General features: G+C 64.3%; 11 protein-coding genes. 9 read left to right on the forward strand and 2 right to left on the reverse strand.

The genetic code is table 11. The annotated features are described in order from the left end of the window. The first annotated feature begins 16 nt into the window (after positions 1-16). From ACTTAG_RS13945 to ACTTAG_RS13985, 9 genes are all read left to right on the forward strand, one after another. Positions 17-382 carry a hypothetical protein gene (locus ACTTAG_RS13945; RefSeq protein WP_444462833.1) on the forward strand — a complete coding sequence of 122 codons (366 nt, stop codon included), beginning with the start codon at positions 17-19 and terminating at the stop codon, positions 380-382. A gap of 119 nt (positions 383-501) precedes the next feature. Continuing rightward, a complete protein-coding gene (locus ACTTAG_RS13950; RefSeq protein WP_444462834.1) occupies positions 502-3,471 on the forward strand; it encodes a 2-oxoglutarate dehydrogenase E1 component in 2,970 nt (989 codons plus the stop codon). Position 3,472: 1 nt separating this feature from the next. Continuing rightward, positions 3,473-5,014, forward strand: a complete 1,542-nt coding sequence (gene odhB / locus ACTTAG_RS13955; RefSeq protein WP_444462835.1) for a 2-oxoglutarate dehydrogenase complex dihydrolipoyllysine-residue succinyltransferase — start codon at positions 3,473-3,475, stop codon at positions 5,012-5,014. After that, positions 5,014-5,670, forward strand: coding sequence for a hypothetical protein (locus ACTTAG_RS13960; RefSeq protein ID WP_444462836.1), 657 nt, complete (start codon positions 5,014-5,016; stop codon positions 5,668-5,670). The genes odhB and ACTTAG_RS13960 overlap by 1 nt, the downstream gene beginning before the upstream one ends. A gap of 1 nt (position 5,671) precedes the next feature. Next, the gene (gene lpdA / locus ACTTAG_RS13965; RefSeq protein ID WP_444462837.1) at positions 5,672-7,060 is read left to right on the forward strand and encodes a dihydrolipoyl dehydrogenase; all 1,389 of its coding nucleotides are present in this window, start codon (positions 5,672-5,674) and stop codon (positions 7,058-7,060) included. A gap of 228 nt (positions 7,061-7,288) precedes the next feature. Next, the gene (gene tnpA, locus ACTTAG_RS13970) at positions 7,289-7,660 is read left to right on the forward strand and encodes an IS66-like element accessory protein TnpA (protein ID WP_444462838.1); all 372 of its coding nucleotides are present in this window, start codon (positions 7,289-7,291) and stop codon (positions 7,658-7,660) included. Continuing rightward, a complete protein-coding gene (gene tnpB, locus ACTTAG_RS13975) occupies positions 7,657-8,049 on the forward strand; it encodes an IS66 family insertion sequence element accessory protein TnpB (protein WP_444462839.1) in 393 nt (130 codons plus the stop codon). The genes tnpA and tnpB overlap by 4 nt, the downstream gene beginning before the upstream one ends. Before the next feature lie 57 nt (positions 8,050-8,106). After that, a protein-coding gene (tnpC, locus tag ACTTAG_RS13980; protein WP_444462840.1) for an IS66 family transposase occupies positions 8,107-9,709 on the forward strand; the annotation gives its coding sequence in 2 pieces (ribosomal slippage) (positions 8,107-9,471 and positions 9,473-9,709; 1,602 coding nt in all). After that, positions 9,709-10,032 carry a hypothetical protein gene (locus tag ACTTAG_RS13985; protein WP_444462841.1) on the forward strand — a complete coding sequence of 108 codons (324 nt, stop codon included), beginning with the start codon at positions 9,709-9,711 and terminating at the stop codon, positions 10,030-10,032. The genes tnpC and ACTTAG_RS13985 overlap by 1 nt, the downstream gene beginning before the upstream one ends. 47 nt (positions 10,033-10,079) lie before the next feature. Here ACTTAG_RS13985 and ACTTAG_RS13990 read toward each other — a convergent pair whose 3' ends face one another. Both ACTTAG_RS13990 and ACTTAG_RS13995 read right to left on the reverse strand, forming a co-directional pair. Further along, positions 10,080-11,516, reverse strand: coding sequence for an NAD(P)(+) transhydrogenase (Re/Si-specific) subunit beta (locus ACTTAG_RS13990; RefSeq protein WP_444462842.1), 1,437 nt, complete (start codon positions 11,514-11,516; stop codon positions 10,080-10,082). A 15-nt stretch (positions 11,517-11,531) separates the two neighbouring features. Then, positions 11,532-13,106 carry a Re/Si-specific NAD(P)(+) transhydrogenase subunit alpha gene (locus tag ACTTAG_RS13995; RefSeq protein WP_444462843.1) on the reverse strand — a complete coding sequence of 525 codons (1,575 nt, stop codon included), beginning with the start codon at positions 13,104-13,106 and terminating at the stop codon, positions 11,532-11,534. Positions 13,107-13,358 lie beyond the last annotated feature (252 nt).

The following is a 13,358-nucleotide window of genomic DNA, read 5'->3' on the forward strand; positions in this document are numbered from 1 at the left end:
CCTGCCCGAGGCAAGAATGCTCCGTTTTGCGTCGGCCATTCCGGCCGTCTTCTGTCTGCTGACCCTTGCCGCCTGCCTGCCGGGCAGCCCCGAAAGCGCCCCCGCCGGGCCCGATCTTGCGCCGCCGATCCCGGTCGACAACCGCGCCAAGGCCGAATTCGAACGGATGACCGGCATCAACAGCGATGCCGTGGCGGCGATCTCGGGCAATGCGAAACGGTCCTATGTCTATTTCGACCTGTTCGCGGCGCGCAAGGCCGCGGTGGCGGCCGCGCCCGAGCGGCTGTGCCGCCATTATGGCAAAAGCCTGAAAACCGCGCATGTTGCCGAACCCGGGGACCGCGTTCCCGGCATGAAGGCCCTTGTGGTGGAGTGCAACTAGGCCCCGGCCCTGCAATCCCGGTCCTGATGTAACCCGTGCCGGCGCGTCCCTCGCGCGCCGGAACCCCGTTCCCTCCGGCCTCCGGCCGTTCCCTCAGCCGATCTCGCAAGGATCATCCCATGAACGACCACACACCGAACGACCAGTTCCACGCCTCGTCCTTCCTGCAAGGGGCGAACGCGGATTATGTCGAACAGCTTTACGCCCGCTATGCCGCCGATCCGACCTCGGTCGATCCGAACTGGGCCTCTTTCTTCGAAAGCCTGGGCGATACGGAACTGGATGCCAAGCGCTCCGCCCATGGGCCGTCCTGGGCCCGCGCCGACTGGCCGCCGACCCCCTCGGACGATCTGACGGCGGCGATGACCGGCGAATGGCCGATGCCCGTCGCGCCCAAGGAAAACAAGGCCGCGGCCGAAAAGCTGGCGGCGGCGGTGAAGGCCGCGGGGGTGCAGGTCTCGGACGAGGCGATCAAACGCGCCGTGTTGGACAGCATCCGCGCGCTGATGATCATCCGCGCCTACCGGATCCGGGGCCACCTGATCGCCGATCTGGACCCGCTGGGCATGCGTTCGGGCGAACCGCATCCGGAGCTTGACCCGCGCTCCTATGGCTTCACCGAAGCCGACATGGACCGGATGATCTTCATCGACAACGTGCTGGGTCTGCAGGTCGCCTCGATGCGGCAGATCCTGGACGTGCTCAAGCGCACCTATTGCGGCACCTTCGCGCTGCAATACATGCATATCTCGAACCCCGAGGAAGCCGCCTGGCTGAAAGAGCGGATCGAGGGCTACGGCAAGGAAATCGCCTTCACCCGCGAAGGCCGCCGCGCCATCCTGAACAAGCTGGTCGAGGCCGAGGGCTTCGAGAAATTCCTGCATGTGAAATACACCGGCACCAAGCGCTTCGGCCTGGACGGGGCCGAGGCGCTGATCCCGGCGATGGAACAGATCATCAAGCGCGGCGGCGCGCTGGGGCTCAAGGAAGTGGTCTTCGGCATGCCGCACCGCGGCCGGTTGAACATTCTGGCCTCGGTGATGGCGAAACCCTACCGGGCGATCTTCCACGAATTTCAGGGCGGCTCCTACAAGCCCGAGGATGTGGACGGCTCGGGCGATGTGAAATACCACCTCGGCGCGTCGTCAGACCGTTCGTTTGACGGCCATACCGTGCACCTGTCGCTGACCGCGAACCCCTCCCACCTGGAAGCGGTGAACCCGGTCGTTCTGGGCAAGGTCCGCGCCAAGCAGGATCAGGCCCATGACGAGGACCGCACCCAGGTTCTGTCCGTTCTGCTGCATGGCGACGCGGCCTTTGCCGGGCAGGGCATCGTGGCCGAATGTCTGCAGCTGTCGGGGATCAAGGGGCACCGCACCGGCGGCTGCATCCATATCGTCGTGAACAACCAGATCGGCTTCACCACGGCGCCGCATTTCAGCCGCACCTCGCCCTATCCGACCGACATTGCCCTGATGGTGGAAGCGCCGATCTTCCACGTCAACGGCGACGACCCCGAGGCCGTCGTGCATGCCGCGAAGGTCGCGACCGAATTCCGGCAGAAATTCCACAAGGATGTGGTCATTGACATCTTCTGCTACCGCCGCTTCGGTCACAACGAAGGCGACGAGCCGATGTTCACCAACCCGGCGATGTACAAGAACATCAAGGCGCACAAGACCACGCTGCAGCTTTACACCGAACGTCTGGTGGCCGACGGGCTGATCCCCGAGGGCGAGATCGAGGACATGAAAGCCGCCTTCCAGGCGAAGCTGAACGAGGAATACGAGGCGGGCAAGCAGTTCCGTCCGAACAAGGCCGACTGGCTCGATGGCCGCTGGAAGCACCTTGACCGGCAAAGTTCGGATTACGACGCGGGCGTGACCCCGATTTCGCCCGAGCTGATGGCCGAGGTGGGCAAGGCGCTGACCAGCTACCCGGAAGATTTCGACATCCACAAGACTGTCGCCCGCCAGCTCGAGGCGAAAAAGGCGATGTTCGAAACGGGCAAGGGCTTTGACTGGGCCACGGCCGAGGCGCTGGCGTTCGGCTCGCTTCTGGCCGAGGGCTTCCCGGTGCGTCTGGCCGGTCAGGACTGCACCCGGGGCACCTTCAGCCAGCGTCATTCCGGGCTGATCGATCAGGCGACCGAGGAGCGCTACTATCCGCTCAACCACATCAAGCCCGGTCAGGCGAAATACGAGGTCATCGACTCGATGCTCTCGGAATATGCGGTGCTTGGGTTTGAGTATGGCTATTCGCTGGCGGAACCCAATGCGCTGACGTTGTGGGAGGCGCAGTTCGGCGATTTCGCCAATGGCGCGCAGATCATGTTCGACCAGTTCATCAACTCGGGCGAACGGAAATGGCTGCGGATGTCGGGGCTGGTCTGCCTGCTGCCGCATGGGTTTGAGGGTCAGGGACCCGAACACTCCTCGGCCCGGCTGGAGCGCTATCTGCAACTCAGCGCAGAAGACAACTGGATCGTCGCGAACTGCTCGACGCCGGCGAACTACTTCCACATCCTGCGCCGTCAGATCCACCGCAACTTCCGCAAGCCGCTGATCCTGATGACGCCGAAATCGCTTCTGCGCCATCCGCTCTGCACCTCGACGGCCGAGGAATTCACCACCGGCTCCTTCTTCCGGCGCGTGATGTGGGACGATGCCGACGCGCAGCATCACGGCAATTCGGAAATGACGACGAAACCCGATGCCGAAATCAGCCGCGTCGTGCTGTGCACCGGCAAGGTCTATTACGACCTGCTCGCGGAACGCGACAAGCGGGGGCTTGAAGACGTCTACATCCTGCGCATCGAGCAGCTTTACCCCTTCCCGGCGCATTCGCTGGTGACGGAACTGGGCCGCTTCAAGGAGGCGCAGATCATCTGGTGTCAGGAAGAGCCGAAGAACCAGGGCGCCTGGAGCTTCATCGAGCCGAACCTGGAATGGGTTCTCTCGAAGATCGGGGCCAAGCATGGCCGGGCGCGTTATGCGGGCCGTGCCGCCTCGGCCTCGCCCGCGACGGGTCTGGCAAGCCGCCACAAGGCCGAGCAGGACGCGCTCGTCCAAGACGCGCTGGAGGGCTGAGATGACCGAGATCCGCGTTCCCGGGCTTGGGGAAAGCGTCTCGGAGGCCACCGTCGCCACCTGGTTCGTGAAACCGGGCGAGATGGTTGCGACCGATGCGATGCTCTGCGAGCTTGAAACAGACAAGGTGACGGTCGAAGTCCGCGCCCCCTCGGCGGGGGTGCTGAGCGAGATCGTCGCCAAGGAAGGCGAGACGGTGGCGGTGAACGCCCTGCTGGCCGTGCTTTTGTCCGCGGGCGCGATGCCGCCCGCGCAACCCAAATCCGAAGGCCCGGCAGCCCCTCAACACGCCGCGCCGACTGTTCAAGAGGTCAAGATGACGGATGTCATGGTCCCCGCGCTGGGCGAAAGCGTTGCCGAAGCCACTGTCTCCACCTGGTTCAAGAAGCCGGGCGATGCCGTCGCCCAGGACGAAATCCTGTGCGAGCTTGAAACCGACAAGGTCTCGGTCGAGGTTCCGGCGCCGGTCGCGGGTGTGCTGAGCGAGATCCTCGCCCCCGAGGGGTCCTCGGTCGCCGCGGGCGGCAAGCTGGCGATCATGGCGGCTGGTGCCGGGGCTGCGACGGCTGCCCCTGCCCCGGCGGCCGCCCCCGCGCCCGCCCCGGCGGCGGTGCCCGCGAAGGACGTGGAACATGCCCCCGCGGCGAAAAAGGCGATGGCCGAAGCGGGGCTCAGCCCCGATCAGGTCACCGGCACCGGCCGCGATGGCCGGATCATGAAGGAAGACGTGGCGGCTGCCGCGGCGGCCCCGGCGCCCGCCCCTGCCCCGGTTCAAACCGCGCAAGTCTCGATCGCGCCGCCGCCCGCCACCGTGCCGCGCGCGCCCGTCCCGGCCGAAGATGCCGCGCGCGAGGAACGGGTGAAGATGACCCGCCTGCGCGCCACCATCGCCCGCCGCCTGAAGGACGCGCAGAACACCGCCGCGATGCTGACCACCTATAACGAGGTGGACATGTCGGGCGTGATGGACCTGCGCAACGTCTACAAGGACCAGTTCGAGAAGAAACACGGGGTCAAGCTCGGCTTCATGGGCTTCTTCGTGAAGGCCTGCTGCCACGCGCTGAAGGAAATCCCCGAGGTGAACGCCGAAATCGACGGCGGCGACATCATCTACAAGAACTACGTCCACATGGGCGTGGCGGTGGGCACGCCCTCGGGCCTTGTGGTGCCGGTTCTGCGCGACGCCGATCAAAAGGGCTTCGCCCATATCGAGCGCGAGATCGCCGAACTGGGCAAGCGCGGCCGCGACGGCAAGCTGACGATGCAGGAAATGCAGGGCGGCTCGTTCACCATCTCGAACGGCGGCGTCTATGGCTCGCTGATGTCCTCGCCCATTCTGAACCCGCCGCAATCGGGCATCCTTGGCATGCACAAGATCCAGGACCGCCCGGTGGTGGTGAACGGTCAGATCGTGATCCGCCCGATGATGTATCTGGCGCTCTCCTACGATCACCGCATCGTCGACGGCAAGGGCGCGGTGACCTTCCTTGTCCGGGTGAAAGAGGCGCTGGAAGATCCGCGCCGCCTGCTGATGGATCTCTGATGGTTTTTGCGTCCGCCATCGACGCAACAAGGAACTGGACAAGCACACTTACCCGCTTCGGTTATGGTGTGCTTGTTCTGGAGAGCTTTTCTCGTGCTCAGTTATTACCTGCATCTCTAAGCTTAAGTGCCACAAGTAATTCGGTGGTCGAGGCTGAAAACCTACCGTTCTTGGTGCTTTGGGTGATGCTCTCGCTAATTTTGGGGGCTGTCGCAACTATGCTGGGATCGCTCGGGAAGCATGAGAAGTTTGGTGAACTTGCGAGAGTTCGGCGAGCGTTCAGAGTTGGGAAGGTCGGGAACCCAATGCTAATCGAACTTCTTAGAGATGGAAACTCGCGTTACGATTTAGCATCAGGCTTTATCGGTGCGTTGTATATGGGGCTTGCTGGCTGGGGAATCGCCTACGTCTTATCGAACGAGCAAGTCGTGGGTTCCGGACAAAGCCTACTTAGCAACTGGCAGATCGGCATCATTGGGTGTTCAGCCGGATTTCTGTCCTACCTTGTCAAGCTTTCGGCAATCGGAGGCTTGGAGGCTCTAGACGCAATCCTTGACGATTACGAGTTTTCGTCATCGGAGAGCGCATCCGCAGAAGCATCGACAAACAAAACTGGCCAGGACAGAGATTCTGGCACCGAAACTACGGGAGCCTGAAATGGCAGAATTCGACGTCATCATCATCGGCGGCGGCCCGGGCGGCTATGTCTGTGCCATCCGCTGCGCGCAACTGGGGCTCAAGACCGCCTGCGTCGAGGGGCGCGGGGCCTTGGGCGGCACCTGCCTGAACGTGGGCTGCATCCCGTCCAAGGCGCTGCTGCATGCCACGCATGAGCTGCACGAGGTCCACGAGAACTTCGAAAAGATGGGCCTGATGGGCGCCAAGGTGAAGGTCGATTGGGCGAAGATGCAGTCCTACAAGCAGGATGTCATCGACGGCAACACCAAGGGCATCGAGTTCCTGTTCAAGAAGAACAAGGTCACTTACCTGCAGGGCTGGGGCTCGATCCCGGCGCCGGGTCAGGTGAAGGTCGGCGACGAGGTGCACACGGCGAAGAACATCGTCATCGCGACGGGCTCGGAATCTTCGGGCCTGCCGGGGATCGAGATTGACGAGCAGACGGTCGTCACCTCGACCGGGGCGCTGTCGCTGGCCAAGGTGCCGAAGTCGATGGTGGTGATCGGCGCGGGGGTGATCGGGCTGGAACTGGGCTCGGTCTATGCGCGGCTTGGCGCCGAGGTGACGGTGGTCGAATATCTGGATGCGATCACGCCCGGCATGGATGCCGAGGTGGCCAAGGGGCTGCAGCGCATCCTGTCGAAACAGGGGCTGAAATTCGTTCTGGGCGCCGCCGTGCAGGGTGTCGACAAGGCGAAGGGCAAGAACACCGTGCGCTACACGCTGCGCAAGGACGACAGCGCCCATGCGATCGAGGCCGAGGTGGTGCTGGTCGCCACCGGCCGCAAGCCCTTCACCAAGGGGCTGGGGCTTGAGGCTCTGGGCGTCGAAATGCTGCCGCGCGGTCAGGTGAAGACCGACAGCCATTGGGCGACGACGGTTCCGGGCCTTTATGCGATCGGCGATGCGATCACGGGGCCGATGCTCGCCCACAAGGCCGAGGACGAAGGCATGGCCGTGGCCGAAGTGATCGCGGGCAAGCATGGCCATGTGAATTACGACGTCATCCCCGGGGTGATCTACACCACGCCCGAGGTGGCCTGTGTCGGCAAGACCGAAGATGCGCTGAAGCAGGAAGGCCGGGCCTACAAGGTCGGCAAATTCTCGTTCATGGGCAACGGCCGGGCGAAGGCGGTGTTCCAGGCCGAGGGTTTCGTGAAGATCCTGGCCGATGCGGCGACGGACCGGGTGCTGGGCTGTCATATCATCGGGCCCTCGGCGGGGGACATGATCCACGAGATCTGCGTGGCGATGGAATTCGGCGCCTCGGCGCAGGATATCGCGCTGACCTGCCATGCCCATCCGACCTATTCGGAAGCGGTGCGTGAAGCGGCGCTGGCTTGCGGCGACGGCGCGATCCACGCCTGAGCTATTTCGCCTCGGGCTTCGCCCGAGGCGACCCTCGGGGGGCTCCGCCCCCCGCACCCCCCGGGCGTATTTTGCCAAGGAAAAGCCAAAGGCTTGGCTTTGACCTTTGCGGGATGGCTCCATCCGAGTCTTCGGAAGCGTAAGCCTGCGGCGAGGGCCGTCTTTGAGTGACGCGGGTTCGGGGATAGTGGACCGTCTATATTAAGCTCCTTATGGACGGTGCATGACATGCTGGAAATTCTGGACGTGACGAACACGGGGCGTCGCCGTCGGTTCAGCCTCGCGGAGAAGATCCGAATAGTCGAAGAGAGCCTTTCCGGCCCGAAGCTCGCGCGGGCGACGGCGCGCCGGTATGGTATTGCTTTGTCGGGCCTGTACCAGTGGCGACGGCAGTATCAGCGTGGCGAGTTGGGCGGGGAGCTTCCCGCGTTTCGAGCCGTCGAGCTGTTTCCGGAGGGGATTGCCGCCGCGGTTTCCGCAGCCGCGGTCACGTCGGGGCCGATCGAGATCGCCCTTTCGAATGGGCGGCGGGTGATCGTGCCGCCGGATGTCGATGCCGGGGTGCTGACGCGGTTCGTGCAGATCCTGGAGCGGGCATGATCGCGTTTCCAGCGGGAACGCGGGTCTGGATCGCCGGTGGCGTCACCGACATGCGGTGCGGCATGAACAGCCTCGCGCTGAAGGTGCAGCAGGGTCTCGGCCGCGATCCGCACAGTGGCGAGATCTTCTGCTTTCGCGGGCGCAAGGCCGACATGGTGAAGCTCTTGTGGTTCGACGGGATCGGCGTATCACTTTACGCCAAGCGCCTTGAGGCGGGGAAATTCGTCTGGCCGTCGAGCGCCACGGGCGAGGCCGTTGCGATATCGGCAGCTCAGCTCGGCTATCTTCTGGACGATGAGGAGGATCAGGAAACGGTCCGGGGGACCGTTTCCCCGACGAATGACTGGCGCAATCCGCGCTGGACACAGCGGCCGAAGAAGATGGGCTGAGGCAGCGGAAACGCCTGTATTTGTTGGCTTCCGTGGCCGTTCATGGTAAAAGCGGCCATGTCCGATCCCGTCTCAGACCTCGAGAAACTCCGCGCCGAGCTGGCGGCCACCAAGGCCGAACTGGCGCAGGCGCGCGCGGTGGTTTCGACCTCGGAGGCGATGATCGCGGGCCTGAAGCTCGAGATCGCGCTGCTCAAGCGCGAGCAATATGGTCACAGTGCCGAACGCACGACCCGGCTGATCGATCAGTTGGAATTGCAGCTCGAGGAGCTGGTGACCGACGCCGCCGAGGATGCGGCCCGGGCCGAAAAGACCACGAAGGTCGCAGCGTTCGACCGCAAGAAGCCGGTGCGCAAACCCTTCCCCGAGCATCTGCCGCGCGAGCGGGTGGTGATCGAAGCGCCGACCAGTTGCAGCTGCTGCGGCTCGGAGCGCATCGTGAAGATGGGCGAAGACATCACCGAAACGCTCGAGGTGGTTCCGCGACAGTGGAAGGTGATCCAGACCGTCCGGGAAAAGTTCACTTGTCGGGCGTGCGAGAAGATCAGCCAGGCGCCGGCGCCGTTCCATCCGACGTCGCGCGGTTGGGCCGGGCCGAGCCTGCTGGCGATGATCGTGTTCGAAAAGTTCGGCCAGCATCAACCGTTGAACCGGCAGGCCGAGCGGTATGCCCGCGAGGGCGTCGACCTCAGCCTTTCCACCCTCGCCGATCAGGTCGGGGCCGTGGCCGAGCTGCTCAAGCCGCTCCATGATCTGATCGCGGCGCATGTCCTGGCGGCCGAACGCCTGCACGGCGATGACACCACCGTGCCGCTGCTGGCCCGCGGCGGCACGAAGACGGCGCGGCTCTGGACCTATCTGCGCGACGACCGCCCCTTCGGCGGCACCGCGCCGCCAGCGGTGATCTTCCGCTTCTCGCGCGATCGGGGCGGCGCGCATCCGACCGAGCATCTGAAAGGCTGGCAGGGCATCCTGCAAGCAGATGCCTATGCCGGCTACAACGACCTCTACCGCGGCGACCGCAAGCCGGGGCCGGTTCTCCCGGCTCTGTGTTGGAGCCACGCGCGGCGCAAGTTCTTTGAACTGGCCGATGTCGAAGGGAACATCCGCAAAGGCAAGGATGCCAAGGAAATCTCGCCAATCGCCTTCGAGGCGGTGAAGCGCATCGATGCGCTGTTCGACATCGAGCGCGGGATCACCGGCCTCGACCCTGCCGTCCGTCTGGAGGCCCGCAAGGCGCGCTCGGCCCCGCTGGTCGCGGCCCTGGAGCGCTGGCTTCGGGCGCAACGCGCGCAGCTCTCGAAGCACGCCAAGGTCGCCAAGGCGATCGATTATTCTCTCTCGCCCGAACACTGGCCTGGCTTCACCCGGTTCCTTGACGATGGCCGGGTCTGCCTCACCAACAACGCGGCGGAACGCTCCCCTGCGCGGGGTCGCCCTGGGCAGAAAATCCTGGCTCTTCGCCGGTTCCGAGCGCGGCGGGCAGCGCGCGGCCTTCATGTATTCCCTGATCGGCACCGCCAAGCTCAACGGGATCGACCCGCAGGCTTGGCTCGCCGACGTCATCGCCAGGATCTCAGATCTGCCGCTCTCGCGCCTGCCCGAATTGCTGCCGTGGCATTGGAAGCCGCTGGAAAACCGATCTGCCGAGGCCGCCTGATGGGGCGCGTCACGCATGTCGTCACCATCGACGAAGCCGCCAGACGGATCGGCGAGAACCTGGAGCTTGTCGAACTCGTCAGCGCCAACTCCGACAACATCGACTACGGCGAGAAGATCTGGGTCGATGACGGCACCGAGGAAGGCACCACCACCTTCACCGACCGCGGCATTGAATGCCTGCAAGAACTCCTCGCCGACATTCGAACCTGGAAAGGCGGGATCCTCGGGTTCCTGCGCGCCGAAAAGTGCCACCCCGACGTCATCGAGCGCCCTTTTCTTGCGCGAAATATGCGAAGCGCCCGGCGCAGCCGGGGCAAATGAAAAACCCCGCCGTTTTCGGCGGGGCCTGTGTTCGGTTCTGAGGCGGCTCAGTGCCGGATCAGATGCAGCAGCTCTTCCAGCGACTTCTTGGCGTCGCCATAGAACATGCGGGTGTTTTCCTTGTAGAAGAGCGGGTTCTCGATCCCCGAATAGCCGGTGCCCTGACCGCGCTTCGACACGAAGACCTGTTTCGCCTTCCAGCATTCCAGCACCGGCATCCCGGCGATGGGCGAATTCGGGTCTTCCTGCGCCGCCGGGTTCACGATGTCGTTCGAGCCGATGACGATCGCCACGTCGGTTTCCGGGAAGTCCTCGTTGATCTCGTCCATCTCCAGAACGATGTCGTAGGGCACCTTCGCCTCGGCCAGAAGCACGTTCATGTGCCCGGGCAGACGGCCCGCCACCGGGTGGATGGCGAAGCGCACGGTCTTGCCGCGGCCCCGCAGCACCGAGGTCAGTTCGCTGACCGCCATCTGCGCCTGCGCCACCGCCATGCCGTAACCGGGGATGATGATGATGCTGTCGGCTTCCGACAGCGCATCGGCCACGCCCTGCGCGTCGATCGCCACCTGTTCGCCCGCCACTTCCATCGCCGGACCCGAGGTGTTGCCGAAGCCGCCCAGAATGACCGAGATGAAGGACCGGTTCATCGCCTTGCACATGATGTAGCTCAGGATCGCGCCCGAGGAGCCGACCAGCGCGCCGGTGACGATCAGAAGATCATTGCCCAGCGAGAAGCCGATCGCCGCCGCGGCCCAGCCCGAGTAGCTGTTCAGCATCGACACCACCACCGGCATGTCGGCGCCGCCGATGCCCATGATCAGGTGATAGCCGATGAAGAGCGCCAGCAGCGTCATTACCAGCAGCGGCCAGGTGCCATAGTCGAGCATGAACAGCACCAGCATCGCCGCCGAGGTCAGCGCCGCCGTCGCGTTCAGCAGATGCCCGCCCGGCAGTTTCTTCGCCTTGGTGTCAACCTTGCCCGCAAGCTTGCCGAAAGCGATGATCGAGCCGGTGAAGGTCACGGCGCCGATGAAGACACCGAGGAAGAGCTCGACGCGCAGGATCGCAAGCTCGGTCGGCGTCTTGTGCGCGACAAGCGCCGCGAAACCTTCGAGCGCCGCTTTCGCCGCCTCGTCCATGCCCGGCACGCGCACCGATTCAATATAGGCGTTGTAGCCGACCAGAACGGCCGCCAGACCGACAAGCGAGTGCATCGCCGCGACCAGCTGCGGCATCTCGGTCATCTGGACCTTTTTCGCGACCTTCATGCCATAAAAGCCGCCCGCGCCCAGAAGGATCAGCGACAGGACCCAAAGCCCCTGCCCCGGCCCGACCAGCGTCGCCGCCACGGCCAAGGCCATGCCGACGATGCCATACCAGACGGCGCGTTTGGCGCTTTCCTGCCCCGAAAGGCCGCCCAGCGAGAGGATGAACAGAACTGCCGCAACGACGTAAGCGGCCGTGGTGAAACCGAAATCCATTGTTCTTTCCTCCGCTTACGACTTCTGGAACATCGCCAGCATGCGCCGGGTGACCATGAAACCGCCGAAGATGTTGACGCCCGCCATGAAGACCGACACGGCCGAAAGCAGGATGACCAGGAACGAGCTCGAGCCCATCTGCAGCAAAGCGCCCAGAATGATGATCGAGGAAATCGCATTCGTCACCGCCATCAGCGGCGTGTGCAGCGAATGGCTGACGTTCCAGATCACCTGGAAGCCGACGAAGCACGACAGCGCAAAGACGATGAAATGCGCCATGAAGGACGCAGGCGCGACCAAGCCCAGCGCCAGCAAAGCCACGCCGCCCAGGCCCAGCATCAGGATCTGGTTGCGGGTTTCCTTGCGGAAGGCGGCTTTCTCGGCGGCGCGGATTTCCTCGGGCGTCAGGACCTTGGCCTTTTCCTTCGGCTTTTGCGCCGCGATGGCCGCGATTTTCGGCGGCGGCGGCGGGAAGGTGATCGCGCCGTCAAAGGTCACGGTAGCGCCGCGGATCACGTCATCTTCCATGTTGTGCACGACGACGCCATCCTTGCCGGGCGTCAGGTCGGTCATCATGTGACGGATGTTCGTGGCGTAAAGCTGCGACGACTGCGCCGCCATGCGCGAGGGGAAATCGGTATAGCCGATCACCGTCACGCCGTTCGGGGTGACGATCTTTTCGTCCTTCTTCGTCAGCTCGCAGTTGCCGCCGCGTTCGGCCGCCAGATCGACGATGACCGAGCCGCGCTTCATCGCCTCGACCATGTCGCGCGTCCACAGGATCGGCGCATCGCGGCCCGGGATCAGCGCGGTGGTGATGACGATATCCATCTCGGGCGCGAGTTCGCGGAATTTCTTCAGCTGCGCTTCGCGGAATTCGGGCGAGGACGGCGCGGCGTAACCGCCCGTCGCGGCGCCGTCCTGGGCCTGTTCCTCGAAATCGAGATAGACGAATTCGGCGCCCATCGATTCGATCTGTTCGGCCACTTCCGGGCGCACGTCAAAGGCATAGGTGATCGCGCCCAGCGCCGTCGAGGCGCCGATCGCGGCCAGACCGGCCACGCCCGCGCCGACGATCAGCACCTTGGCCGGGGGCACCTTGCCCGCCGCCGTCACCTGACCGGTGAAGAAGCGGCCGAAATTGTTGCCAGCCTCGATGACCGCGCGATAGCCCGAGATGTTCGCCATCGACGACAGCGCGTCCATCTTTTGCGCGCGCGAGATCCGCGGCACCATGTCCATCGCGATCACATTCGCCCCGGTGGCCTTCGCGGCCTCCAGCAGGTCCTTGTTCTGCGCCGGATAGAAGAAGGAAATCAGCGTCTTGCCCGCTTTCAGACGGGCCACTTCGGCGTCAACCGGCGGGCGCACCTTGGCCACCACGTCGACCGCGTCGAAAAGCGCCGCAGCGCCTTCCACCACGGTCACGCCGACGGCCGCATAGGCGCTGTCCTCAAAGCCCGCAGCATGGCCCGCGCCTGCTTCCACGAAACAAGTGTGCCCCAGCTTCTGAAGCTGGACCGCAGAGTCGGGGGTCAGCGCGACCCGCGCCTCTCCCTCGAAAATCTCCTTCGGAGCGCCGATTTTCACTTCTCTCTCTCCCAATGCTGCCCCGGGACGATTTCAGCCCGGGGACAAAACGTGGCGAAAGCCTCTTAACACCGCGTAAGAAAGTTTCACAAGCGATTGATCACGCGTAAGAGTTGCAAATCTGTCGCGGGATCGGGGCAGGCTTTCTGCATACCGCGGCATACCATGTTACCGCTCGCATTTCCTGCGCCGATTCAAGGGTTTGGCAAGGCCGCGGCGCCCCTGCGGGCAAAGCGGCCGGGGGCGGGCAAA

Origin of the sequence: Rhodobacter capsulatus (genome assembly GCF_052363185.1) — a bacterium.
Taxonomy (GTDB): domain Bacteria; phylum Pseudomonadota; class Alphaproteobacteria; order Rhodobacterales; family Rhodobacteraceae; genus Rhodobacter; species Rhodobacter capsulatus_E.

Bases quoted from the DNA above. Each gene is read 5' to 3' on its own strand.
- ACTTAG_RS13945 (WP_444462833.1), top strand. From the start codon at position 17: ATGCTCCGTTTTGCGTCGGCCATTCCGGCCGTCTTCTGTCTGCTGACC.
- ACTTAG_RS13950 (WP_444462834.1), top strand. From the start codon at position 502: ATGAACGACCACACACCGAACGACCAGTTCCACGCCTCGTCCTTCCTG.
- odhB (WP_444462835.1), top strand. From the start codon at position 3,473: ATGACCGAGATCCGCGTTCCCGGGCTTGGGGAAAGCGTCTCGGAGGCC.
- ACTTAG_RS13960 (WP_444462836.1), top strand. From the start codon at position 5,014: ATGGTTTTTGCGTCCGCCATCGACGCAACAAGGAACTGGACAAGCACA.
- lpdA (WP_444462837.1), top strand. From the start codon at position 5,672: ATGGCAGAATTCGACGTCATCATCATCGGCGGCGGCCCGGGCGGCTAT.
- tnpA (WP_444462838.1), top strand. From the start codon at position 7,289: ATGCTGGAAATTCTGGACGTGACGAACACGGGGCGTCGCCGTCGGTTC.
- tnpB (WP_444462839.1), top strand. From the start codon at position 7,657: ATGATCGCGTTTCCAGCGGGAACGCGGGTCTGGATCGCCGGTGGCGTC.
- ACTTAG_RS13985 (WP_444462841.1), top strand. From the start codon at position 9,709: ATGGGGCGCGTCACGCATGTCGTCACCATCGACGAAGCCGCCAGACGG.
- ACTTAG_RS13990 (WP_444462842.1), bottom strand. From the start codon at position 11,516: ATGGATTTCGGTTTCACCACGGCCGCTTACGTCGTTGCGGCAGTTCTG.